This window comes from Acetivibrio sp. (assembly GCF_035371925.1).
GTDB lineage: Bacteria > Bacillota > Clostridia > Acetivibrionales > Acetivibrionaceae > Hungateiclostridium.
Window position 1 is genome coordinate 1 of record NZ_DAORXT010000045.1, and the last position, 22476, is coordinate 22476.

At 38.8% G+C, this 22476-nt stretch carries 23 protein-coding genes and 1 other annotated feature; of the genes, 14 read left to right on the top strand and 9 right to left on the bottom strand.

Annotation, left to right across the window (positions count from 1 at the left end; genetic code table 11):
- Nucleotides 1-186: 186 nt before the first annotated feature.
- Nucleotides 187-455 (bottom strand) — a binding site (T-box leader).
- An 81-nt stretch (nucleotides 456-536) separates the two neighbouring features.
- A complete protein-coding gene (locus tag PLH43_RS07670) occupies nucleotides 537-1292 on the bottom strand; it encodes a hypothetical protein (protein WP_324361728.1) in 756 nt (251 codons plus the stop codon).
- 421 nt (nucleotides 1293-1713) lie between these two features.
- Between PLH43_RS07670 and PLH43_RS07675 the strand changes: the two genes are divergently transcribed.
- Complete coding sequence (locus PLH43_RS07675) at nucleotides 1714-2292, top strand: chemotaxis protein CheW (protein ID WP_324361730.1); 579 nt, start codon at nucleotides 1714-1716, stop codon at nucleotides 2290-2292.
- A 135-nt stretch (nucleotides 2293-2427) separates the two neighbouring features.
- On the opposite strand, the gene ychF is transcribed toward PLH43_RS07675, so the two are convergent.
- Together ychF and PLH43_RS07685 are read right to left on the bottom strand one after the other, a co-directional pair.
- Nucleotides 2428-3522, bottom strand: coding sequence for a redox-regulated ATPase YchF (gene ychF, locus PLH43_RS07680; protein ID WP_324361768.1), 1095 nt, complete (start codon nucleotides 3520-3522; stop codon nucleotides 2428-2430).
- 116 nt (nucleotides 3523-3638) lie between these two features.
- A complete protein-coding gene (locus tag PLH43_RS07685; protein ID WP_324361731.1) occupies nucleotides 3639-4931 on the bottom strand; it encodes a glycosyltransferase family 39 protein in 1293 nt (430 codons plus the stop codon).
- A 387-nt stretch (nucleotides 4932-5318) separates the two neighbouring features.
- Between PLH43_RS07685 and trpE the strand changes: the two genes are divergently transcribed.
- The 12 genes from trpE (at nucleotide 5319) to PLH43_RS07745 (ending at nucleotide 14996) form a co-directional block, all read left to right on the top strand.
- Nucleotides 5319-6803, top strand: coding sequence for an anthranilate synthase component I (gene trpE / locus PLH43_RS07690; RefSeq protein WP_324361732.1), 1485 nt, complete (start codon nucleotides 5319-5321; stop codon nucleotides 6801-6803).
- A complete protein-coding gene (locus PLH43_RS07695) occupies nucleotides 6800-7390 on the top strand; it encodes an aminodeoxychorismate/anthranilate synthase component II (RefSeq protein WP_324361733.1) in 591 nt (196 codons plus the stop codon). The genes trpE and PLH43_RS07695 overlap by 4 nt, the downstream gene beginning before the upstream one ends.
- A gap of 56 nt (nucleotides 7391-7446) precedes the next feature.
- On the top strand, nucleotides 7447-8484 hold the full coding sequence (gene trpD, locus PLH43_RS07700) for an anthranilate phosphoribosyltransferase (RefSeq protein ID WP_324361735.1): 1038 nt from the start codon (nucleotides 7447-7449) through the stop codon (nucleotides 8482-8484).
- 54 nt (nucleotides 8485-8538) lie between these two features.
- The gene (gene trpC / locus PLH43_RS07705) at nucleotides 8539-9321 is read left to right on the top strand and encodes an indole-3-glycerol phosphate synthase TrpC (protein ID WP_324361737.1); all 783 of its coding nucleotides are present in this window, start codon (nucleotides 8539-8541) and stop codon (nucleotides 9319-9321) included.
- Between the two features lie 2 nt (nucleotides 9322-9323).
- Nucleotides 9324-9974, top strand: coding sequence for a phosphoribosylanthranilate isomerase (locus PLH43_RS07710; protein WP_324361739.1), 651 nt, complete (start codon nucleotides 9324-9326; stop codon nucleotides 9972-9974).
- Between the two features lie 96 nt (nucleotides 9975-10070).
- Nucleotides 10071-10658 carry an NAD(P)H-dependent oxidoreductase gene (locus PLH43_RS07715; RefSeq protein ID WP_324361740.1) on the top strand — a complete coding sequence of 196 codons (588 nt, stop codon included), beginning with the start codon at nucleotides 10071-10073 and terminating at the stop codon, nucleotides 10656-10658.
- A 275-nt stretch (nucleotides 10659-10933) separates the two neighbouring features.
- Complete coding sequence (locus PLH43_RS07720; protein ID WP_324361742.1) at nucleotides 10934-11602, top strand: hypothetical protein; 669 nt, start codon at nucleotides 10934-10936, stop codon at nucleotides 11600-11602.
- A gap of 13 nt (nucleotides 11603-11615) precedes the next feature.
- Nucleotides 11616-12326, top strand: coding sequence for a PilZ domain-containing protein (locus tag PLH43_RS07725; protein ID WP_324361744.1), 711 nt, complete (start codon nucleotides 11616-11618; stop codon nucleotides 12324-12326).
- A 12-nt stretch (nucleotides 12327-12338) separates the two neighbouring features.
- Nucleotides 12339-12545 (top strand): 4Fe-4S binding protein, encoded by a 207-nt coding sequence (locus tag PLH43_RS07730; RefSeq protein ID WP_324361746.1) that lies wholly within the window; start codon nucleotides 12339-12341, stop codon nucleotides 12543-12545.
- Between the two features lie 49 nt (nucleotides 12546-12594).
- Nucleotides 12595-13653 carry a 3-methyl-2-oxobutanoate dehydrogenase subunit VorB gene (locus PLH43_RS07735; RefSeq protein WP_324361748.1) on the top strand — a complete coding sequence of 353 codons (1059 nt, stop codon included), beginning with the start codon at nucleotides 12595-12597 and terminating at the stop codon, nucleotides 13651-13653.
- A gap of 51 nt (nucleotides 13654-13704) precedes the next feature.
- Nucleotides 13705-14451 (top strand): thiamine pyrophosphate-dependent enzyme, encoded by a 747-nt coding sequence (locus PLH43_RS07740; RefSeq protein WP_324361750.1) that lies wholly within the window; start codon nucleotides 13705-13707, stop codon nucleotides 14449-14451.
- Between the two features lie 5 nt (nucleotides 14452-14456).
- The gene (locus PLH43_RS07745; RefSeq protein ID WP_324361752.1) at nucleotides 14457-14996 is read left to right on the top strand and encodes a 2-oxoacid:acceptor oxidoreductase family protein; all 540 of its coding nucleotides are present in this window, start codon (nucleotides 14457-14459) and stop codon (nucleotides 14994-14996) included.
- A gap of 109 nt (nucleotides 14997-15105) precedes the next feature.
- On the opposite strand, the gene PLH43_RS07750 is transcribed toward PLH43_RS07745, so the two are convergent.
- The 3 genes from PLH43_RS07750 to PLH43_RS07760 all read right to left on the bottom strand — a co-directional run bounded on the left by PLH43_RS07750 (nucleotide 15106) and on the right by PLH43_RS07760 (nucleotide 19114).
- Nucleotides 15106-17223, bottom strand: coding sequence for a glutamine synthetase III (locus PLH43_RS07750; RefSeq protein ID WP_324361754.1), 2118 nt, complete (start codon nucleotides 17221-17223; stop codon nucleotides 15106-15108).
- Between the two features lie 231 nt (nucleotides 17224-17454).
- Nucleotides 17455-17775, bottom strand: a complete 321-nt coding sequence (locus PLH43_RS07755; RefSeq protein WP_324361756.1) for a YmaF family protein — start codon at nucleotides 17773-17775, stop codon at nucleotides 17455-17457.
- Nucleotides 17776-17968: 193 nt separating this feature from the next.
- The gene (locus PLH43_RS07760) at nucleotides 17969-19114 is read right to left on the bottom strand and encodes an LCP family protein (RefSeq protein WP_324361758.1); all 1146 of its coding nucleotides are present in this window, start codon (nucleotides 19112-19114) and stop codon (nucleotides 17969-17971) included.
- Nucleotides 19115-19398: 284 nt separating this feature from the next.
- On the opposite strand from PLH43_RS07760, the gene rbr reads away from it, so the two are divergent.
- Complete coding sequence (gene rbr / locus PLH43_RS07765; protein WP_324361760.1) at nucleotides 19399-19992, top strand: rubrerythrin; 594 nt, start codon at nucleotides 19399-19401, stop codon at nucleotides 19990-19992.
- A gap of 96 nt (nucleotides 19993-20088) precedes the next feature.
- Here rbr and PLH43_RS07770 read toward each other — a convergent pair whose 3' ends face one another.
- From PLH43_RS07770 to PLH43_RS07780, 3 genes are all read right to left on the bottom strand, one after another.
- Nucleotides 20089-20613 (bottom strand): hypothetical protein, encoded by a 525-nt coding sequence (locus PLH43_RS07770; RefSeq protein ID WP_324361762.1) that lies wholly within the window; start codon nucleotides 20611-20613, stop codon nucleotides 20089-20091.
- 47 nt (nucleotides 20614-20660) lie between these two features.
- The gene (gene floA / locus PLH43_RS07775) at nucleotides 20661-21662 is read right to left on the bottom strand and encodes a flotillin-like protein FloA (protein WP_324361764.1); all 1002 of its coding nucleotides are present in this window, start codon (nucleotides 21660-21662) and stop codon (nucleotides 20661-20663) included.
- An 89-nt stretch (nucleotides 21663-21751) separates the two neighbouring features.
- Entirely contained in the window at nucleotides 21752-22243 is a 492-nt protein-coding gene (locus PLH43_RS07780) for an NfeD family protein (protein ID WP_324361766.1), read from the bottom strand.
- Nucleotides 22244-22476 lie beyond the last annotated feature (233 nt).

Below are 22476 nucleotides of genomic sequence, written 5' to 3' on the forward strand. Positions count from 1 at the left end.
AATCTGTTCTTTTGTAGCATTCTGATTCATAACGATAATCATAGTAAAAACCTCCATATATCATTATTTTTTACTTTTTCGTTTAATTTAAAAGGTAAAATAAAAGCTCGGGACATCGAGTACCTTCGCTTTTGCCTCTTTCATTTCGTTCCAAGAGGCCAAATAAAAACTCCTCATCCCTTGTTTTTAAGGGACGAGGAGTGTATTTTCCACGCGGTACCACCCAAATTGGCATATTGCCCACTCATTATTGTACGGGATTACATAAAGTTATCCGATACAACCTTTCTTTTAACGGTGAAAGCTCCGGTTAAGCCTACTTTAGCGGTATAATCCGCTTTTCAGCCAACAGCTCAGGCGGTGAACTTCAATTATACTCCTTTTACCGGGCTCGCACCGTCCCCGGCTCGCTTAAAAAGAATATATAACTTACTTTACCCCATCATTGCCTTTATTATCAATTATTTTACTGTTACCAATTATTTTATCACTTAGCAGGATTTCAGTCAATAATAAATTTAATAAAATTCTAGAATTTACAAGCAAGTATATACGCCATCATCTTTTAGCTTTAAATTGAGAAAATATTCGCTTCCGTCAGCATCCCAGCCTTTTATGACGACTTCTTTGCCGTCCGGCGATACTGACTCGATGAAAGTCGAATGGGATTTTTTTGACCAAAGCATACTTCTGTCTTTGTCATAGCCCCACAAACCGGTGTCAATGCTTTCAAAATCAATGGCATTTATATTGGTAACGGACTCATCGCTAAATGTGTATGCAAAAATGTGGGCCTTATGTTGATTAACTTCAAAATTTCTTACGTATGTATAAAGAACCGGTTTGTTATTAATATTTATTACACGATAAAATTCCAAATCGTAAGGCATGCAGTTTTCTATCATGAATACACTGTTGCCGGGGTAGTATTGAAATACTTTCCATGTGCTTCTTCCCGAAATTCCGAAGTCTTCCGGAGCTTGCCTGTATTCAATTATTCTCGAATCATTATTTTCATGTATGCAAATCCAGTCCGAAAGCTTTGAAATACTCTCACTTGGGATATCTTGAGGGTCTGATTTCCTTAATAACTCTACTAATAGGGCTAGTGCATCTTCAGTATATTTTTCACTTTCTGTTGACGGTTCTTTGGCTTTATCCAATAAATTTTTTATTTCCGAAAGATTGCTTGTGCTTTGAATATTGGGATTCTGTACACTTAATAATTTTTGGCAGCCTGCTAAAAAAGTGACTATCAAACAGGTTAATATTATCGGGAGTATTTTTTTCATAAATGCTTTTCATTCCTTTGCCTTAGTATTACAGTATTACATTTCTTAATTGGTTTATATTGATATTTAAATATCAACATCAATATATAACAATAGCACATAGGTGTCAATATTTTAAGTTGTTTTTCCGAAAAATATGATATGATACTTAAAATAATTTGATGGTAAGTTTTGCAGAAAAATTCCGGTTGTTTTAAAATGTTCAACCTAGACTACATAATTTATAAATTAAAAAACTTCATAAAGATGTTGTAAATTATACTTTTTTGGTATAATATTAAGATATAGCATTTCACTTCTTGTTTTTTTGATTTCATATCGGAAAGGTTGAAATATTTATGGTGAGTCCAATTCAAAAGCATACTTCTTGTTCGAAGGATTGAATTCTATGCAGAAAATTCACAATAAGGAGGTTTTTCTGATGGAAGGCATGCAGATTGTTGTATTTAGTCTAAACGATGAGATTTGTGGAGTTGACACCAGCCAAGTAAAAGAGATTGTCAAGTATGAAGAAGTTTCAAAGATGCCCAGGATGCCTAAATTTATTGATGGTGTTATTAATCTTAGGGGAAAAGTGGTTCCGATTGTCAACCTCAATAAAAGGTTTAGACTGGGGGATATGGAGGTTGGCAAAAAGACCAAGATAATAATTACAGACATTGAAGACAAGCTTATAGGCTTTGTGGTGAATGATGTTTTTGAGATAATTAGGTTGTCTGCCGATGATATAGAGCCAACACCCGATATTATCAAGAAGGTGTATAATGACTATCTTAAGTGCGTTGGGAAAAAGGATGGCAAGTTAATCTCCATTCTGGACTTGAGTATTATATTGACTGACAGTGAGATAGGAGAACTTGAAGAGCATAATGATAAAGATGAGAATGACGTAAATTGCGACAGTGAGGATAATGACAGTGATGATTTACAGCCCGATAAAGATGATAATGCGGATAAACCGGATGAAAATACGGAAGACACGGAAACATGCGAAGCATAGAATTTGAAGTATGTTTGGTTTACAGCACTCCTTTGCAAAAAATAAAAGCGCATACACTAAATTTCCTTGTATGCGCTTCTGCTTTGCCTAAAAAGTAGGTTTTTTGCTTCAACCAAAGCGGGTAAGTCTATTCTTTTATACATTAAATCTAAAGAGAGTAACGTCGCCGTCCTGCATAACGTAGTCTTTACCTTCGGAACGCACAAGCCCTTTTTCTTTGGCAAGGTTGTATGAACCAAGCCTTATAAGGTCTTCATAGGCAACGACTTCAGCCCTTATAAAGCCCCTTTCAAAGTCACTGTGAATTTTTCCGGCTGCCTGGGGAGCCTTTGTGCCTTTGACTATGGTCCATGCCCTGACTTCCTGAGGTCCGGCAGTGAGAAAACTGATAAGTCCTAAAAGCTTGTAGCTTGCTTTTATCAGACGGTCAAGCCCCGACTCGGAAAGCCCTAATTCTTTTAAAAATTCTGCTTTTTCATCGTCATCCAGTTGAGCAATTTCTTCTTCAATTTTTGCACATATAACCATTACTTCAGAGCCCTCGTTTTTTGCATGGTTAACGAGCTCTTCCAACAGAGGATTGGAATTTTCGGAGTTTATGCCATCCTCAGAAACATTTGCTGCGTACAATACAGGTTTTGATGTCAGAAGAAAGAGCTGGTCTGCAAGCTTTTTCTCTTCATCGCTAAAGCTCATGGAGCGCACAGGTTTGCCTGCTTCAAGGGTCTTCATGATACGCTCATAGAGATCCAATTCCACTTGATACTTTTTATCTCCGGACTTTAGCATCTTGCGTGTTCTGTCTATTCTTCTTTCCATTACTTCCATGTCTGCAAGAATGAGCTCCATTTCAATGGTTTCCACATCGCGGACAGGACCTACGGAACCTTCCACATGCACAATATTGCTGTCTTCAAAGCAACGGACGACATGGACTATTGCGTCAACCTCCCTTATGTGGGACAAAAACTTGTTGCCAAGACCTTCACCTTTGCTTGCACCTTTTACAAGACCGGCTATATCCACGAATTCTATGGTAGTAGGTGTGACTTTTTCCGGATTATACATTTCTGCAAGCTTGTCAAGCCTTTCATCGGGCACGGCCACAATTCCTACATTTGGCTCAATTGTACAAAAAGGATAGTTTGCGGATTCTGCACCGGCTTTTGTTATGGCATTAAAAAGAGTACTTTTTCCTACATTAGGCAGTCCTACAATTCCCAATTTCATTTCAAACATCTGTCCTTTCGTATATTTCTAACCTATACAGGCTAAATCTTCTTAAAAAGTGAAATTCACAAAATAATATTATATAGTATTTGAAATTTCAATGCAATAAACCGAATTTAAGATAAAGTGGCCGAAAATCGCTTCGGCAGCAATTTTTTAAGTACATTATATATGACAAAGGATACGCCTATTGTATAAATGGGGTGAAGAGGAAAAACATATCTGGAGTTTCCTTCAAGCACAAACATCATTGCATTAAAGTAAAGGAAAATAAGAAGGATAAATGTGGTAAAGTCTATTTTTCTTTGGCGGATAAACCTTATCACTGCATATATAATAAATATGAAAAGTACGATGTAAAAAGGCCTGTACAAGAGCTTTTCAAGCTTTACAGCCTTGGACGTTATCGGATGCCATTGGTTGATACCTATGGTCAACGCCCACATTATATCATCGGTTTTGTACCAGTATGAATTAGCAATACGTAGAAATGCCAGCTCAACAAACCTTTTGGGGTTTTCCTTTATCCACTCTCTGGCAAGTTGCTTGCCGAGTTTGTGGATTGCCAATTCATCAAATCCTTCTTCGGTTTTGTACTTTAGCATCGGACTGTCAGGGTATTTAAAGGGGTCGCTCCATGAGCCGATTGCATAATCGTTGTTATTTACATAAAAAACGTAGCCGCCATTGGTTGAGAAAATCGGTTCGCCGAAAACGATATAATTTCTTATTATCCATGGACTTATTACCAATGCCACTGAAACTGCAAAGGCAGCGACATACTTGATTTTATGCTTTAGCCCCACATCTTTTCGGATAAATTCATAGAGGACAAATATTGACGGAATAAACACTCCGATAGGTCTTACAAGGGTTAGATAACCAATCAGAAGTCCTATGACAAAAGGATTGTTTTTGTTGAAATACAAATAAATAGAAAGCATTAAAAGCGCGGAGAATAAAATTTCCGAGCATATGATGCTATTGTATGCTATTGCCAAGGGTGACAAAGCATAAATAAGCAGGGTCAAAAGGGCAATTTTGTTACCGAAAAACTTGTCGGCAAGCTTGTATGTCAAAAACATGATAAGAGTGGAAAGCACAATGTTAAACAGCTTTGCCACTAAAAAGTCCGCACCGAATATGAAGTAGAGGATTGCCAAAGTCCCGGGATAGCCTATGGGCCTAAAAGCTGTAGGAAATCCGGGTCTTCCGGTGTAATAGGGATAAATTCCGTTTAGAAAGCCTTTGCCTTCCGCAATTTCCTTTCCCTTGACATGGTACCACATAAAATCGGTTTCAGGGTATGTAGGCATGGCAAAAATCCATATAAGTCTTAATATTACACCTATAAATATTATGACAAGATATTTGTTTCTTTTGATGTAATCTATAAACTTGGAAATCATATCTTCTCCTTTAAATTCTCCTTTGTATTTTTGACTGTTTGCTATCTGTCGGTTGTTAATTGTTGTGTCGACCCCACAATGTACATTGTACTTTTGATAAACATTCCGTGTCAAGGATTATTGCATAATTAAGAATGAAAACAATATAAAGCATAATTGGTTTATAAAATTAATAACATTTATAAAATTTCACTTGCATTTTTAGTATTTTCCATGCTACAATTATTTTAAGATTAGATGAGATGAGTTTTAGTTTGAAGAGAAGAGATGAGAAGAGACGAGACGAGGAGTACAAATTCTTTTGTATCATATCGCCGGATTCTTCTATCCGGCGTTATTTAGTTTAGTCTGCTCTCATGTCTTCCTTAGAAATAAGGAGGAGTCGGAATGTTTTACCCAACCTTGGACGAAGTTAAATCAATGGCAAAGGATTATAATATCATACCAGTTACAATGGAAGTATACGCTGACATGGAAACTCCTATCAGCTTGTTTAAAAGGTTTGAGGAAAGCAGTTACTGTTTTCTGTTAGAGAGCGTCGAGGGTGGCGAAAAGTGGGCCAGATACTCCATTATCGGCAAAAATCCGTTCCTTATTGTAAAAAGCTATAAAAACAAAACCATTATCAAAGAGAGGAACGGTTTTCAGAAGGAAATTGAAGGAAACCCTGTGGAAATAATAAAGGAGCTTATGGGCAAATTCAAGGGTGCAAACCTTCCAAATCTTCCGAGGTTCAATGGAGGGGCTGTGGGATATTTCGGATATGACCTTATACGCCACTATGAGAATCTCCCCAATGTCCCTGAAGATGATATGGGGCTTCCCGAAAGTCATTTTATGTTCACTGATGAAGTGCTGGTATATGACCACCTGAAGCAGAAAATACACATAATTGTAAATTTACATGTCAACGGTAATATTGAACGGGCCTATATAAGTGCAGTTGACCGGATAAAAAGCATACACAAAGAGATTATCGATACCAAATGGAAGACCGCGGACCACGCTGTTTTAGATTACAATAAAAAGGATAGCAGCTTTGAGGTAAAGAGCAATATTTCAAAAGAGGCTTTTTGCCAAAATGTCTTAAAAGCAAAACAGTATATAAAGGACGGAGACATATTTCAGGTGGTTTTGTCCCAGCGTCTGTGCGTTGAAACGAATGAAAATCCTTTTAATATATACAGGTGCTTAAGGCTTATAAATCCTTCTCCTTATATGTATTATCTTAAATTTGATGATTACAGGATAATAGGTTCTTCTCCCGAAATGCTGGCCAGGGTTGAAAACGGAATTGTGGAAACCTGCCCCATTGCAGGAACAAGGAAAAGGGGCAGGACAAAAGAAGAGGATGAGGCTTTGGAAAAAGACCTTTTGTCCGATGAAAAAGAGCTGGCAGAGCACGTGATGCTGGTAGACTTGGGAAGAAACGATATCGGAAGAGTATCGAAATACGGCACTGTAGAGGTAAAGAACCTTATGCACATTGAAAGGTATTCCCATGTAATGCATGTGGTGACCAATGTACAGGGACAGATTCGGGAGGATAAGACTCCTTTTGACGCCCTTATGTCCATTCTTCCTGCCGGTACCCTTTCCGGAGCACCAAAGGTCAGGGCCATGGAGATAATAGATGAGCTTGAGACTGTAAAGCGCGGGCCCTATGGGGGTGCCATTGGATATCTTAGCTTTAACGGTAATCTGGACAGCTGCATAACCATAAGGACAATAATATTGAAAGACGGCAAGGCTTATGTTCAGGCCGGTGCCGGCATAGTTGCGGATTCGGTTCCGGAAAAGGAGTATGAGGAATGCTACAATAAAGCAATGGCACTTCTTAAAGCTATAGAAGAGGCAGGTGAGATAAAATGAAGGACAATATATTGATTATTGATAATTATGATTCTTTTACCTACAATTTGTACCAGTATGTCGGGGAAATCAGTCCACATATTGAGGTTTTCAGAAATGACAAGATAACCTTGGAAGAAATCGAAGAGATGAATCCCTCCCATATAATAATTTCTCCCGGTCCCGGTTTCCCAAAAGATGCCGGAATATCTATTGAGGCGATAAGAAAGTTTGGCGAATATATACCCATCCTTGGGGTGTGCCTTGGACATCAGGCAATCGGAGAGGCTTTTGGAGGAAAGGTAGTGCATGCAAAGGAACTTATGCACGGGAAGGCATCGGAAGTTGAGATTGACAGGGAGTGTTTGATATTCCGTGATTTACCCGAAAAAATCCGGGTGGGAAGGTACCATTCTCTTATAGTTCAGAAGGAAGGACTTCCCGAATCTTTAAAAATCACTGCCATTACACCGGATGGGGAGATAATGGGGTTAATGCACAGAAGTTATCCGGTTTTTGGGATACAGTTTCATCCCGAGTCAATTCTTACTCCCCAAGGAAAGGCAATTTTGAGAAATTTTATTAACATAAAAAGAGTAGCGGGCTAATATTACTTTAAGAATTTAAAATGATTGGAAGAGATGAGAAGAGAGGAGAGGTCAAAATGTTGAAAAAAGCAATTTCAAAACTGGTTGAAGGAAAAAACTTGAGTGAAGCGGAGATAGTGGAGGCATTGGACTCTATAATGGAGGGTAAGGCAACACCTGCCCAGATAGGAAGCTTTATAACAGCGCTTAGAATCAAGGGAGAAACAATAGAGGAAATAACGGGATGCGCCAAGGTAATGAGAGCAAAGGCTGACAGAATACATCCCAATGTTGATTATTATATTGATACCTGCGGAACCGGAGGGGACGGAACCAATACCTTCAACATATCGACGGCATCGGCCTTTGTGGCAGCCGCAGGGGGCGTATATGTGGCAAAGCACGGAAACAGGTCGGTGTCCAGTAAAAGCGGCAGCGCGGATGTCTTGGAAGCTTTGGGTGTCAATATAGACCTTGACCCGGTTCAGGTAAAAGAGTGCATAGAGAAGGTGGGGATAGGATTTATATATGCTCCAATGTTCCATAAATGCATGAAGCACGCTGCGGGACCGAGAAAAGAATTGGGAATAAGGACAATATTCAATATACTTGGGCCTCTGACAAACCCGTCCAATGCAAAAGGGCAGGTGCTGGGGGTATTTAATCCGAATCTTACGGAAGCCGTGGCAAATGTTCTTTTAAATCTTGGAGTTGAAAGAGCTATGGTTATACATGGTATGGACGGAATGGATGAAATTACGACAACCACGTCTACCAAGGTATCGGAGGTTCGCAGCAATGAGGTTGTTATTTATGAATTGCACCCTGAAGATTACGGTTTTGCCCTTGCGTCACCGGAGGATTTGACGGGAAGGGATGCAGAGGATAATGCTGAGATAATAAAGAGGATATTTAACGGTGAAAAGGGAGCAAAAAGAGATATCGTTGTATTAAATTCAGCGGCAGCATTGTATGTAGGAAAAGCTGCATCCAGCATTGAAGAAGGAATTGACCTTGCTAAAGAAATAATTGATTCCGGAAAAGCTTTGAAAAAGGTCGATGAGCTTGTAGAGTTTACAAACTCCTTCCTAAGCTATAATGAGTTGTCGGGCTGATGCTAAAAAGCATTATCCGCTAAGAAATAAATGCAAGTTTACAAGGAGGAAAACATGATACTGGATGAAATTGTAGCGCAAAAGAGGATTCAGCTAAATAAAGATATGAGCAAAATTAGTATAGAGGGTTGGAAGCAAAAAATAAAAAGACCGGGGACTCACAAGCCTTTGGACTTTTACGGGGCTTTAAAAAACAGCGGAAATATTTCCATTATTGCCGAGGTAAAAAAGGCTTCTCCGTCAAAAGGAATCATAAAAGAGGACTTTGATCCGCTAAAAATCGCAAAGGAATATATCGAGTCTGAGATTCAGGCTATATCGGTGCTTACCGAAAGGAACTTTTTCAAAGGGGATGAAGAGTACCTTGTAAAGATTCGTCAATCCTGTCCTCTCCCAATTTTAAGAAAAGATTTTATAATCGATTTGTGGCAGGTGTATGAGTCACGGTGTATAGGGGCTGATGCAATATTGCTTATTGTATCATTGCTTTCCGATGAGGAGTTGAAAAAATTCCAGATTGTTGCAAATATACTGGGATTGCACTGCCTGGTTGAGGTTCATGATGAAAGGGAGCTGGAGAGGGCTTTGGAATCCGGTGCAAGGATAATCGGAATAAACAACAGGGATCTTAGGACCTTTGAGGTGGATTTAAAGAATACCGAAAAGCTTATGAACAGGATACCGAACGACCGGGTGGTGGTAAGCGAAAGCGGCATTAAGGGTGCTGAAGATTTAAAATATCTGAAAGAGCTCGGTGTGGATGCGGTTTTGATAGGGGAAACCTTTATGAGGGCAGAGTCCATAAGTGAAAAAATAAATGAGTTTAAAGCGGTGTGATTATGACGAAAGTTAAGATATGTGGTCTTAGAAGAAAAGAGGATATTGATTGTGTAAATCTTTATAAGCCACAATTTGCGGGCTTTGTATTTGCCGAAAGCCGCCGGAAGGTTTCGAAAGAAACAGCAAGAATGCTTATTAAAGAGCTCTTGCCACAGATTAAGTCTGTGGGGATATTTGTAAATGAAAATGAGAATGTAGTTGCGGAAATTGCGGAGTACACAGGGCTAGACTGTGTCCAGATTCATGGGGACGAGACGCCGGAATATGTAGAAAGGCTTAAAGGTTTACTTGGCAAAGCAACCAAAAAAAATATTGAAATATGGAAGGCTATTCGGGTAAAAAATAAAGAATCTCTTAAAATAATGTCCGATTTTGATGCAGATGCCTTCCTTTTGGATGCCTATGTTGAGGGAAGCTATGGAGGAGCCGGGGCTGTGTTTGACTGGCAGATTGCAAGAGACATCGCATCAAGGCACGACAGAATTATTCTTGCCGGAGGTCTTAATCCGGAAAATGTCAAGGCGGCCGTGGCAAGGGTAAAACCCTATGGAGTGGATGTCAGCAGCGGCGTTGAGACTGACGGTTTTAAGGATGTTGGCAAAATAAGGGATTTTATTAACAGAGTCAGGGAAGCGGACGAGATGCTTTAGTCCGCTTTTTTATTTGGCCTCTTGGAATGAAATCTTTCTCTTTACTTGAGAACTTTTGGATTATGTGCTAAAATTGATGCTTAAGGGGTGATATGAATGTTAATTGTGGGAATAAACGGAAGTCCGAATAAGGAAGGAAACACAAAATTTCTTATTAATACTGTACTGGAAGAGGCAAAAAGTCAAGGCGCAGAGACAATGGTTCTTGAAGTGAAGGATCTTTTAAATTCCGTAAAAAACCCTTTCTGCGTTGTTTGCAGCAGTCCCTGTTCCGGTATATGCTATAAAGGTACTAAACTGGAAGAGGCTTATGAGATTTTGAAAAAGGCTGATGCAATAGTAATGGGAAGTCCTGTATACTTTGGGAGTGTTTCGGCACAGCTTAAAGCCTTTTTTGATAAAACGAGAAAACTTAGAAGCGAAAAGGCTTTCTACAACAAATTTGCATGCGGAGTGACCGTGGGAGCATCAAAATACGGCGGGCAGGAAACTACAATGAAAGCATTGCACGATATTATGCTTGTTCACGGTATGACAATTGTTGGTGACGGATATGTTGGCGATGATTGCGGCCATCACGGTGTATGTGCGCATCAGCCTGCGGATAAAGATGAGTTTGCCGTAAAAAGGGCAAAAATACTTGGAAGAAGACTTGTAGATGTTTGCAAAAAAGCAGGTGCATAAGATATAAGATGGTTATCGGATTAAAAAACAGGGTATATATATTGCTATGACTATACTATTGATTTGGGGGCGTCTTGCCCCCGGTTTTTGTTACAATAAGTAAATTGCCGAAAATTACAATAGATTTAGAAAAAATACTAATACTTCGCCACAAAACTGCTTAAAAAATACTTAAAATTTATTTTTATTAATGTTATAATCAAGATAATAAATATTTTTTACGGATAACTGTTTTTTGATTAATATAACTTAGTTTATAATTATAGGTGTTTAAAATGATTAACAAAAGAATCAGTATTTTTACAGGACATTTTGGAAGCGGCAAGACGGAAGTGGCGGTTAATTTTGCCCTTCGACTTAGAGAACAGAATATTAATACTGCAATTGTGGATTTTGACATAGTCAATCCTTTTTTCAGGACTACTGACGTTAAACGTGAGCTTGAGTCAAAAAACATCTGGGTTGTTTCTCCTCTTTATGCAAACACAAATGTCGACGTTCCGGCACTGCCTGCAGAGATATATACATTGTTTGAAAAAAAAGAATACAATGTTGTTTTTGATGTGGGCGGCGATGACCTTGGAGCAAGAGCCTTGTCAAGATTTAAAGAGGAAATAGAAAACGACGACTATGAAATGTATTTTGTTATTAATACCAAAAGGCCTATGACTGATACTGTTGAAAAGATTGAACAGATGATTTTTGAAATCGAAAGCGCATCCCGGCTGAAAGTGTCAAAGCTTGTAAACAATACGAACCTCGTTGGCAAAACGACTGTTGAGGATGTGATTGAAGGTCATAAAATGATAAAGGAATTATCTCGAAAACTCAACATACCTGTTGCATTTGTAAGCGGCTTTCGTGAAATTGCAGATGAAGTAAGAAAGATAGAAGACATCGAAGTATTGTACTTGAACGGTCTCATTAAATTACCGTGGAATTGATGGAGGGGCTGTAATGAGTAATATGAAGTTGAGGGATTTTCTTTCCGAAGGCTCTATAATCAGGACAAAGCATTGCAATTCATCCAATTGGGTAACAAACGTCGTTTTTGCCATTAATGAAGACTGGATTGAGATTGATATCGGACTTGAAAAGGATTATATTGAAAACATAATTATGATTGGAGATACAATGAGATGCAAGTATACCAATGATGAGTATGAGTTTACATTAATCGGTTGGGTCACCAAGATAAAGCTTGATGAACCGCAGAGCATTACCATTAAAATTCACGATGTGGAGAAGTTTGCAAACAGGCGCGGAAACTATAGATATGATATTTATCTGTGTTCTGTTATTAAAAAGTCCAAGAACGATAAAAACGGCGTGTTTGCCATTATGACCAATTTGAGCCAGGGTGGGGCTGCTTTTGTTGCTAAGGAAGATATCGAAAAGGAATTGGAAGGTGCTCAGAATTCTCAAGGGGAGAAAAATTTTTACTTTGAGGTATTTATTAATCCCAAAAAGCAGATGTGTTTTGTCGGTACCGTAAAAAGGAAATCAAATAGTGCAAAGGGATTTGAATATGGTGTCAAAATTTTGGATATTGACCTTCAAAATGAAAAAATTCTGAACGAGTTGATTGATGAGCTTGAAAAAAAAGATAAAGAGCTCTATAATAAACGAAGTAGCTTTTGGTCGAAGAATAGCAAGTATAATAAATAATGGGGGATTTAAATGGCAAAGGTTATTTTTGATGAAAACAGATGCAAGGGTTGTAAATTGTGCACGACAGTTTGCCCTAAGAAGATTGTTGTTATGAATGAGGACAAATTAAACCAGAAGGGCTTTCATCCGGCAGGAGTTACTGATATGGACAAATGCATAGGATGTGCTTTTTGTGCAACGATTTGTCCTGATTGTGTCATAGAAGTTTATAAATAAGTTGTGTAAAAAAGTTTTCAATGAAACAGATTAGGGGGACTTGGAATATATGGGAGAGAAATTGTTAATGAAGGGAAACGAAGCCATTGCAGAAGCTGCTCTAAGAGCAGGATGCAGGCACTACTTCGGATACCCGATCACACCACAAACTGAAATTGCGCATTATTTGGCAAAGAAAATGCCTGAAGTTGGCGGAACTTTTATTCAGGCAGAAAGTGAAGTGGCTGCCATAAACATGGTTTACGGTGCGGCCAGCGCAGGAGCAAGGGTTTTGACTTCGTCATCCAGCCCGGGTATAAGCTTAAAGCAGGAAGGCTTGTCTTATCTTGCAGGTGCAGAGCTTCCTGCCGTTGTCGTAAACATCGTAAGATGCGGTCCGGGTCTTGGAGGAATACTGCCTGCACAGTGTGATTATTTCCAAGCTGTAAAGGGCGGAGGCCATGGTGATTACAAGATGGTTGTACTGGCGCCTTCCAGCGTTCAGGAACTGTATGAACTTACTGTGGAGGCTTTTAATATTGCCGACAGGTATAGAATTGTTTCAATGATTATGGGTGACGGAATTTTAGGACAGATGATGGAAGCTGTTGAGTTCAAAGATGTCGAGAATATAGAAAAAGTCGACAAACCTTGGGCTACTACAGGTACACAAATGAAGAGGGAGCACAATACCGTAACCTCTATTTATATTCAGCCCGAAGTGTTGGAAAAACACAACCAAAAGCTGCAGGCCAAATACAGATTGATTGAGGAAAAGGAAACCCGTGTTGAAACATACAATTGTGAGGATGCGGATATTATTGTGACAGCTTTTGGTACAGTTGCAAGAATAGTAAAGAATGTTATAAAGATGGCCCAAAAGGAAGGTATAAAGGTTGGTTTGATTAGACCTATAACCTTGTGGCCTTTCCCGGTAAAGGAATTTGAAAAATATGCTGATGTTCCGAAAGCATTCTTGTCGGTTGAGCTTAATGCAGGCCAAATGGTTGAAGATGTCAAGATGGCTGTTAACGGCAAAAGGCCTGTGTATTTCCACGGAAGAATGGGCGGAATGATACCGACACAGAAGGAAATACTGGATAAAATAAAAGAAATTTTGAATGGTTAAACGGTTTTTAAACTCTTAATGCTAGGATTTTATTTTGGAAGGGGAAGAAAAATGGATACAGTTTTTAAAAAACCACATGCTTTAGTGGATGTATCTATGCACTATTGTCCCGGATGCACTCATGGGATAGTCCATAGACTTATAGCTGAGGTTATAGATGAGCTTGGTATCGAAGGAAAGACAATAGGTATTTCACCTGTTGGATGTACCTACAACAACTATGAATATTTTAATTGCGATATGGTTCAGGCAGCCCATGGAAGAGCTCCGGCAGTTGCGACCGGTGTAAAAAGGGTCAATCCTGACAATGTCGTATTTGCCTATCAAGGAGACGGCGATTTGGCTGCAATAGGTACGGCCGAAATTGTCCATGCAGCTACAAGGGGCGAAAAAATAACTGTTATATTTGTAAACAATGCCATATACGGAATGACATCCGGACAAATGGCTCCCACTACGTTGATTAACCAGGTTACAACCACCACTCCTTTCGGTAGAAATCCGGAGCTTCACGGATATCCGATAAATGTTTGCGAACTTCTGTCCACTCTTGAGGGTGCAGTATATATAGAGAGGGTTTCTATGCATGACATAAAGAATATTATGAATGCAAAGAAAGCTATAAAGAAGGCATTTCAGGTTCAAATGGCAAACTTGGGCTTTTCAATAGTTGAAGTGTTATCCTCCTGTCCTACAAACTGGGGAATGAATCCTGTAGAAGCATTGAAATGGATACAGGAGAAGATGATTCCGGTTTACCCGTTGGGGAATTTTAAAGGCAAGGATTTGGAGGTGTAAGTTTGATGGCAGATCAGCAGATTATTATGGCAGGTTTTGGCGGACAAGGAATACTGTCGGCAGGAAGAATTCTTGCATATGCGGGAATGTTGGAAAATAAAAATGTATCATGGCTTCCGTCTTATGGTCCGGAAATGAGGGGCGGTACTGCCAATTGCAATGTTATAATTTCCGACGATGTAATCGGTTCTCCCATTTTAAATACTGCTACAACTTTGATAGTTATGAACGGTCCATCCCTTGACAAGTTTGAAAAGACGGTGGAGAGCGGAGGAATAATTATTAAAGACAGCTCCTTAGTTCAAAGGGAACCGGAAAGGCAGGACGTAAAGGTTTACGGTGTACCTGCCACCGAGACAGCTTTTAAGATGGGAAATCCTACTTTTGCAAATATAATTCTTTTAGGAAAGCTAATTGCCCTGACCAACATAGTGTCCAAGGAGAACTTTGAAGTTGCTCTGAAGAAAACGCTGCCCGCTAAAAAACACAACTTGATTCCCGAAGAGATGAAAGCCCTTGAGTTTGGCATGCAGTATGAATGTTAACGGTATTTTTCTAAATAGCTACGTGAATAATTTTATAAAATTTGAAACTGTTCACAAAAAGCCCCCTTATAAAAGGAGGGCTTTTTAGTATTATTTTAAAATTTGTGTTTTACACGTTAAAGAGAAGCTCGCCGTATGTCGGGAACGGCCACATTTTTGCATCAACCAGTGTTTCAAGTTTGTCGGCTACGGCACGCAGCTCATTCATTTTGGAAATCACATCATCTCTGTACATGCAGGATTTTTTGAATGTATCCCCGGTAAAATGTGCTGCCTTGCCGGTTGCTTCTTCAAGAGCAATCAAATTCTTTTTGAGGGTGGAGAGTAGTAGGGACACTTCCTGTAAAAGCTCTGCCTGGACACTGGTATCGGCGTTAACTCCAGATGATTTAACAGAGTTTATCGAATCGGCAAGCTTTGTAATATAGGCTATAACAGCGGGTATAATATCCCGTTTGGTCATTTCTATCATGGTTAATGCCTCGATATTAATTGTTTTAATATAGTTTTCAAGGAATATTTCGTATCTGGAGTGCAGCTCCGTACTATTTAAAACTTTATGTTTTTCAAATACACGAATACTCTTTTCGTCAATTAGTGCTTTTGTTGCCTCAACAGTTGAACGTATATTTGGAAGGCCTCTTCTTTTTGCTTCTTTAATCCACTCATCGGAGTAATTGTTGCCGTTGAATATTATTCTTTTGTGGTTTTGAACTATTTCCTTCAAAACCGCATGAATCTCAGCATTCAAATCTTCTGCTTTTTCAAGTCTGTCCGCTATTTGGCAGAGTTCCTCGGCAACTATGGTGTTGAGTACAAAAACGGGGCCTGCGATTGAAGCGGATGAAGGAACCATTCTAAACTCAAACTTGTTTCCGGTAAATGCAAAAGGAGAAGTTCTGTTTCTGTCGGTAGCATCTTTAGGCAGAACCGGAAGCGTTGTTACGCCGATTTTTATGGGTTTGGCCTCTTTTAAAGTTTTTGCTCCTCCGGTATTTTCAATCTGTTCAAGAATATCCGTAAGCTGTTCGCCCAGGAATATTGATATAATTGCAGGAGGTGCTTCATTAGCGCCTAAACGGTGGTCATTGCCCGCATTTGAAGCAGCGCACCTCAAAAGCTCCGGATACTCATCCACAGCCTTTATTACTGCACATAAGAATATGAGGAACTGTGCATTTTCGTGAGGTGTATGGCCGGGATCCAATAGGTTTTGACCGTCATCGGTACTCATGGACCAGTTGTTGTGCTTACCGGAACCATTAAGTCCCGCAAAAGGCTTTTCATGAAGAAGGCAAACAAAGCCGTGTCTTTGGGCAACTTTTTTAAGGACATCCATTATCAGCTGGTTGTGGTCGGTGGCAATATTTGCCGTATGGAAGATCGGGGCAATCTCATGCTGTGCAGGAGCCACCTCGTTGTGCTTTGTTTTTGCCGAAACTCCCAGTTTCCAGAGCTCCCGGTCCAATTCCTTCATAAATGCCGAGACTCTTTCTTTTAAAGTTCCGTAATAGTGGTCTTCCATTTCCTGTCCTTTTGGAGGCATTGCACCAAAAAGGGTTCGACCTGTATAGATAAGGTCTTTACGGCGGTCATGGAGTGTTTTGTCAATCAGAAAGTATTCCTGCTCGGCGCCAACTGTAGTAATTACTTTTTTGGCGGTGGTATTTCCGAGAAGTCTAAGTATTCGAAGAGCTTGTTTTGACAGTGCTTCCATAGAACGAAGAAGAGGAGTTTTTTTGTCCAATACTTCGCCGTTATATGAGCAGAAAATTGTCGGAATATAAAGAGTGTTATCCTTTACAAAAGCCGGTGATGTACAATCCCATGCAGTATATCCTCTTGCTTCGAAGGTTGCTCTCAAGCCCCCGGAAGGAAAGGATGAAGCGTCCGATTCGCCTTTTATAAGCTCTTTTCCTGAGAATTCCATTATAACTTTTCCGTCCGATGTAGGGGAAATGAAGGAATCGTGTTTTTCGGCTGTGATTCCGGTCATGGGCTGAAACCAGTGGGTATAATGGGTTGCACCTTTGTCGATTGCCCAGTCTTTCATTGCGTTTGCAACTACTTCTGCTATATCCCGATCCAAAGGAGTACCTTCATCTATGGTTTTCTTTAATGCTTTGTATGCAAGTTTGGGAAGGCGTTCTCTCATTGCAGCATCATTAAACACATTTGAACCGAAAACCTCTGTTAATGAATATGTCTGTAATTCATCATTAACCATTAATAAAAACCCCTTTCAATATATAGATAAAAACAAATTACCAAAAACTGTAATGTTCGTTTATAAGAAAAAGGCGCATCAAAAGAATCATGAAACGCCTTTTTTTGTCATTGCTTAATATTCATTGACATTAACAAAAAGACAATTTTTTATTACCAATAACTCATTTTTATTATAAATATATAATAATGGGTTTTAATAAAAATTGCAAGCTTGTTATAAAAAAATCATTTAAATATATGCATGATCCAATACCCTATGAGAGATGTACTCAATATTTTCATCTGTATAGTTCCTGTATATATGTTCGTGATTTGAAGATAATTCAAGTATACCTTCCATTCTGTGAATATGACCGTTTTCGGTTTTGATGGGAAGGCCGGTGAATCCTGAAAAATAATGGGTATGCCCGTTGTACGACGAAATACCGTAATATGCATGAATGTGAAATACTTCTATGCCAATCATATTATCCGTGTATCCTATTATTCTATGATTATGCCTGTTGGCGGCCTTTGATTCAAACTTATACCTGTGTATGTGAGGATACATGAATATGCCTCCTTAAATTCAAACTTTAGCTAAATTCCAAGACTTCTAAATATAATTTATACAAAGCAGTTAAATTTATTATTCCAATTTATGCAATGCAAATTAAGCACAAATATAAAACTGCTCTAAAAGAAACGTGTTGTTCTTAAAGAGCAGCTAAAAAATTTTATAGATTGTCAAATTGCTTTAAATTTTAGTTCTGGGCTTTGTTATTGCTGTTATTATTATCATTTTCGTTTTCAATTACAATATAGTATCTTTGGTTCATGTATTTGTCTTTTCCGGTGACTGTATAGGTTTCAATAGGATATTTATATATAATTACATCCTTTGCATAACCTATGTATGAAGTTAAAACATCACCGACTCCTATGCTGTGTTTCATATATTTGTTTAACGTCGAAATGAGACTTGGAAGCTTGTCGATATTGGCTAATGTCCCATGCTGTTCAATGAATGCCTTGATAAAGTTGATCTGATTCTTCTTTCTTTCATAGTCTCCGATAGAATGAGTAATGTTTCCCATTTCGTCGTTGCTTTGTCTGTAGCGGACAAAACCTTCGGCTTTTCTGCCGTCAAGGCGGTTCCATCCTTTGTCTATATGAATGTAAAGATCTTGGTATATATCATCATAATGCATGTCATAGGGAACGTAGATGTCAACTCCTCCAAAAAGGTCTACAATTTGAACGAAACCTTCGGGGTTTACTCTGACATAGTCATGAATTTCAATATCAAAAATTTCTTTAATCAGGCCGGACAAAAAATTCATTGAGTATGCGCCGAATTTTCCCTCATATTTCATGAATGGACCTATGTTATGGGCACAATTAATCTTATAAAAGTCCGGGTCGTTTAGCCTGTTGTTGGCCTCCAAATAGCGTTTGACTCTAGGGCTGTAGTCAATGTAGAGGTCACGGGGAATCATTATTATTTTCAGCTTTTGATTTTTTTTATCGATACTTAATATGCCTATGGTATCATACAAACCTGTTAATTTATCCTGACCGATAAACAATATATTCCTGCTTTTTTCATCCACTAATTTTTCGGGATATTTCATACCGTTTGTAAGACCTTGAAACATGTCATCGATTTGACCGGAAGGTGTAGCGTTATAGTTTTTGCCGGGTGTCGCATAAGAAATGGGTTCATAGCTTTTGACAGGAGGATATAATATATCGTTGTCTACCTCTGAACTGTCATTACCGTCACTTAAAACAAATTTTCCCAAAAGAAATACCATTCCCCCTAAAACAAACAAACTGCTCATCCAAATAAGCAGGGCTCTTTTAAAAGTCAAGTTTTTTTTCTTTGAAAAAATTTTTTTTTGACCCATTTACAAAAACTCCTTAACAATCGATTGTGTTTACAGTTTTGGTAATGAATTATCTGATCTAATTTTGTTTTAACATACTTTTAATTGTAACATATAATTGAATGTTTAGGGATAAAAATTTTAATTTTTAGGCAGATTTAAAAGAATTGTAATATTTACGTGACTCGAATGTAAAACATTGCAAATAAATGTTTGTCGAATTCAAAAAAGCTGTTTTATTTTTGCATGTTGTGGTAAAATTGGTGGTGGCAAGTACTAATTTTATTTTATCAGGGAGGTACCAAATGAAGAGTCTTAAAAACACAAAAACAATGGAAAATCTTATGAAAGCATTTGCCGGGGAATCCCAGGCGCGCACAAGGTACAACTTCTATGCTTCAGTTGCCAATAAGGAAGGTTATAAGCAAATTGAAGCTATTTTTGTTGAGACTGCCGATAACGAAAAGGAACATGCAAAAAGATTTTACAAATTTCTTCTCGAAGGTTTGAATGGTGAACTACCTGCTTCAATTATGATAAATGCAGATTATCCTGTAGCCCAGGGGACAACTCTAGAAAACCTAAAGGCAGCCGCAGACGGGGAAAATGAAGAATGGACAAAGCTTTATCCGGAATTTGCAAAGATTGCTAAAGAGGAAGGTTTTGATGAAATAGCGGCAGCTTTCACGAAGATAGCTGAAGTTGAACAAAGGCATGAAGCAAGATACAAGAAGCTGGCGGAAAATATTGAGAATAACAAGGTGTTTAATAAAGACGAAAAAGTTTTGTGGAAATGCAGAAACTGCGGTTATGTACATGAAGGAAACAGCGCACCAGAAAAGTGTCCGGCATGTGCTCATCCGAAAGCGTTTTTTGAATTATTGGCTGAAAATTATTAATAAAATAATTTATTGTTATAAAAAAAGAAGCAAATCCGGGCATTTTCCAGGATTTACTTCTTTTTTATTTCTGTAGTTTAAAATACCAGCCCCAATTTACCACCGGCCTCTTCTAAGGGATTTGGGCTTTGATAAAATCTCCGATAGAATTATTCCTCGAAGGATGTCGTTCTCACTAATTTCGGAAAAGTCGAAATTAGTATTGTCTGAAGATGTAGATGCAGGTTGATAAGACTTCTTTGTTGCCAAGGTTCTTGCTTTTAAGGTTCTATCATTACCTTTGTAGCGCAAAGAGCCTTCCGAACCATGACTGTTTTCAGAACTCGGTTCGCCCTCGGGACTAATGTAGTCTAAAGAGCCTTGACCTACTCCTTCAGAGCTAAAACTGCCTTCAAAGTTTGGACTGCTTTCAAAACCGTAATTTTTTTCTGAAACAGGTCTGCCATTTGGTCTTGGCCTTCCTCCGGTACCTAAATTGTTGGAAGTTCTTTGATTGGGCCTAGTCGCATATCTGTTGGGATTTTGATTTGTTGTATGGTATTGCGGCGTATTACCGTTATTCTGATTTTTAGATGCTTCTGCAATTGCTTCTAACATACTTAATAATAAATCTTTACTCATATTAAAACAGCTCCTTTTTTATTGAGCCTAAGAAGGCAAGACAGAGATTAAACATCGTTTTGCTTCTTTATAGACGGAGAATCGTCATGCTTACTCATTTTCGATATGCTGTCCCTCATTTGGGTGTCTGCTATCAGGTTTTGCAAATTGTAGTAGTCGAGGACACCTATTTTTCCTTCACGAAGAGCTGAAGCCAATGCTTTAGGTACTTCCGCTTCAGCTTCTACAACTTTTGCTCTCATTTCCTGTACCATTGCCTTCATTTCCTGCTCCCTTGCAACAGCCATGGCTCTTCTTTCCTCAGCTTTTGCCTGGGCAATGCGTTTGTCCGCTTCTGCCTGGTCTGTCTGGAGCTGGGCACCTATATTTCTTCCCACATCAATATCTGCAATATCGATAGAGAGTATTTCAAAGGCGGTACCTGAGTCAAGACCTTTACTTAACACAGTTTTGGATATGGCGTCAGGATTTTCGAGAACCTGCTTGTGATCTAAGGCAGAACCAACTGTGGTAACAACACCTTCACCTACACGGGCAATAATGGTTTGTTCGCCGGCACCTCCGACGAGACGGTCAATATTTGCCCTAACAGTAACTCTTGCTTTTGCCCGAAGCTCAATACCGTCTTTTGCTATCGCTGCTACAACCGGTGTTTCAATTACTTTTGGATTAACACTCATTTGGACAGCCTCAAGAACATTTCTTCCTGCAAGGTCAATTGCAGCAGCTCTTTCAAATTCCAAAGGAATATTGGCTCTTTGAGCGGCAATAAGAGCGTTTACAACTCTGTCCACGTTACCGCCGGCAAGATAGTGGGCTTCAAGCTTGTTGATCGACACATTGATACCTGCTTTTGTTGCTTTGATGAGTGGATTTATAACCCTTGAAGGCACAACTCTCCTAAGACGCATTCCTACGAGAGTGAATATGCTGACTCTGACGTTTGCGGCAAATGCAGAAATCCAAAGACCTACTGGAAAAACTGCAAAGAATAGCGAGATAAATAAAATTATGGCCCCTACAATAAGAATAAAAGCTATACTATCCATAACAAAACTCTCCCTTCATCTTTTATGATAATATTATTACATTATATAACCCTAAGGGCTATATAGCAAGTAAAAACCGGATTAATACACTAATCGATTTTTCTTACCACGATACGGCGACCTTCGACCTTGATAATTTTTACTTTTGAATCCTTTTCAATCATGTCAAACTCTGAAACAACATCAAGTTTTACTCCGTCGAACTCTGCAGTACCGGACGGGCGCAGGGGTGTTAAAGCCACACCCTCTTTGTCAAGAAAAGGTGAAAAGTCTTCGGTTCCTTCAAATCCGCTTTGCTTTTCCAGGGAATCTGTGAGTACCAGTTTTGAAAGCCGCCCTTTAGAGGCTGAGCGAAGTATTATTGCAAGGGCAATGCCCAGCACAACAAGTATTATTGCCAGAAGCACAAGAACATCCGTGAGTGTTTTAGCAGTTAACACAACACCTGCAAAGAGAAGAATCAAACCTGCAATACCCGGAAAACCAAAACCGGGGAAGAACATTTCGATTATCACAAAGGTAAAACCGAGTATAAAGCAGATTGCTGCCCAGATATCGATGTTGTAAATGAAATCAAACAATTGGAAAACCCCCTTCCGTTTAATTGAAAATTTTGCATCTTGGGATTGAACTTTGTAATACCGGAAATCCAAATTGCGGCGACGGTTTTGATGATATTAAACACTCTTAATAAGCTATACAGTTTATATTATATACTATCATATGCATTTATCACAATCAAATTTTGGTGGTTTCCTTTTATTTTTAAATTGCAAGTTTAATTGCCTTACAAAATCTTACAGAACCCTGTTTT

What these genes read in the sequence shown, in the direction of transcription:
- PLH43_RS07750 (WP_324361754.1), bottom strand. Translation starts at nt 17,223, where the DNA reads ATGGTTAATGATGAATTACAGACATATTCATTAACAGAGGTTTTCGGT.
- trpD (WP_324361735.1), top strand. Translation starts at nt 7,447, where the DNA reads ATGTTGAAAAAAGCAATTTCAAAACTGGTTGAAGGAAAAAACTTGAGT.
- PLH43_RS07730 (WP_324361746.1), top strand. Translation starts at nt 12,339, where the DNA reads ATGGCAAAGGTTATTTTTGATGAAAACAGATGCAAGGGTTGTAAATTG.
- PLH43_RS07695 (WP_324361733.1), top strand. Translation starts at nt 6,800, where the DNA reads ATGAAGGACAATATATTGATTATTGATAATTATGATTCTTTTACCTAC.
- rbr (WP_324361760.1), top strand. Translation starts at nt 19,399, where the DNA reads ATGAAGAGTCTTAAAAACACAAAAACAATGGAAAATCTTATGAAAGCA.
- PLH43_RS07710 (WP_324361739.1), top strand. Translation starts at nt 9,324, where the DNA reads ATGACGAAAGTTAAGATATGTGGTCTTAGAAGAAAAGAGGATATTGAT.
- PLH43_RS07755 (WP_324361756.1), bottom strand. Translation starts at nt 17,775, where the DNA reads ATGTATCCTCACATACACAGGTATAAGTTTGAATCAAAGGCCGCCAAC.
- PLH43_RS07740 (WP_324361750.1), top strand. Translation starts at nt 13,705, where the DNA reads ATGGATACAGTTTTTAAAAAACCACATGCTTTAGTGGATGTATCTATG.
- PLH43_RS07720 (WP_324361742.1), top strand. Translation starts at nt 10,934, where the DNA reads ATGATTAACAAAAGAATCAGTATTTTTACAGGACATTTTGGAAGCGGC.
- PLH43_RS07770 (WP_324361762.1), bottom strand. Translation starts at nt 20,613, where the DNA reads ATGAGTAAAGATTTATTATTAAGTATGTTAGAAGCAATTGCAGAAGCA.
- trpC (WP_324361737.1), top strand. Translation starts at nt 8,539, where the DNA reads ATGATACTGGATGAAATTGTAGCGCAAAAGAGGATTCAGCTAAATAAA.
- ychF (WP_324361768.1), bottom strand. Translation starts at nt 3,522, where the DNA reads ATGAAATTGGGAATTGTAGGACTGCCTAATGTAGGAAAAAGTACTCTT.
- PLH43_RS07760 (WP_324361758.1), bottom strand. Translation starts at nt 19,114, where the DNA reads ATGGGTCAAAAAAAAATTTTTTCAAAGAAAAAAAACTTGACTTTTAAA.
- PLH43_RS07725 (WP_324361744.1), top strand. Translation starts at nt 11,616, where the DNA reads ATGAGTAATATGAAGTTGAGGGATTTTCTTTCCGAAGGCTCTATAATC.
- floA (WP_324361764.1), bottom strand. Translation starts at nt 21,662, where the DNA reads ATGGATAGTATAGCTTTTATTCTTATTGTAGGGGCCATAATTTTATTT.
- PLH43_RS07745 (WP_324361752.1), top strand. Translation starts at nt 14,457, where the DNA reads ATGGCAGATCAGCAGATTATTATGGCAGGTTTTGGCGGACAAGGAATA.
- PLH43_RS07715 (WP_324361740.1), top strand. Translation starts at nt 10,071, where the DNA reads ATGTTAATTGTGGGAATAAACGGAAGTCCGAATAAGGAAGGAAACACA.
- PLH43_RS07685 (WP_324361731.1), bottom strand. Translation starts at nt 4,931, where the DNA reads ATGATTTCCAAGTTTATAGATTACATCAAAAGAAACAAATATCTTGTC.
- PLH43_RS07670 (WP_324361728.1), bottom strand. Translation starts at nt 1,292, where the DNA reads ATGAAAAAAATACTCCCGATAATATTAACCTGTTTGATAGTCACTTTT.
- PLH43_RS07675 (WP_324361730.1), top strand. Translation starts at nt 1,714, where the DNA reads ATGGAAGGCATGCAGATTGTTGTATTTAGTCTAAACGATGAGATTTGT.
- trpE (WP_324361732.1), top strand. Translation starts at nt 5,319, where the DNA reads ATGTTTTACCCAACCTTGGACGAAGTTAAATCAATGGCAAAGGATTAT.
- PLH43_RS07735 (WP_324361748.1), top strand. Translation starts at nt 12,595, where the DNA reads ATGGGAGAGAAATTGTTAATGAAGGGAAACGAAGCCATTGCAGAAGCT.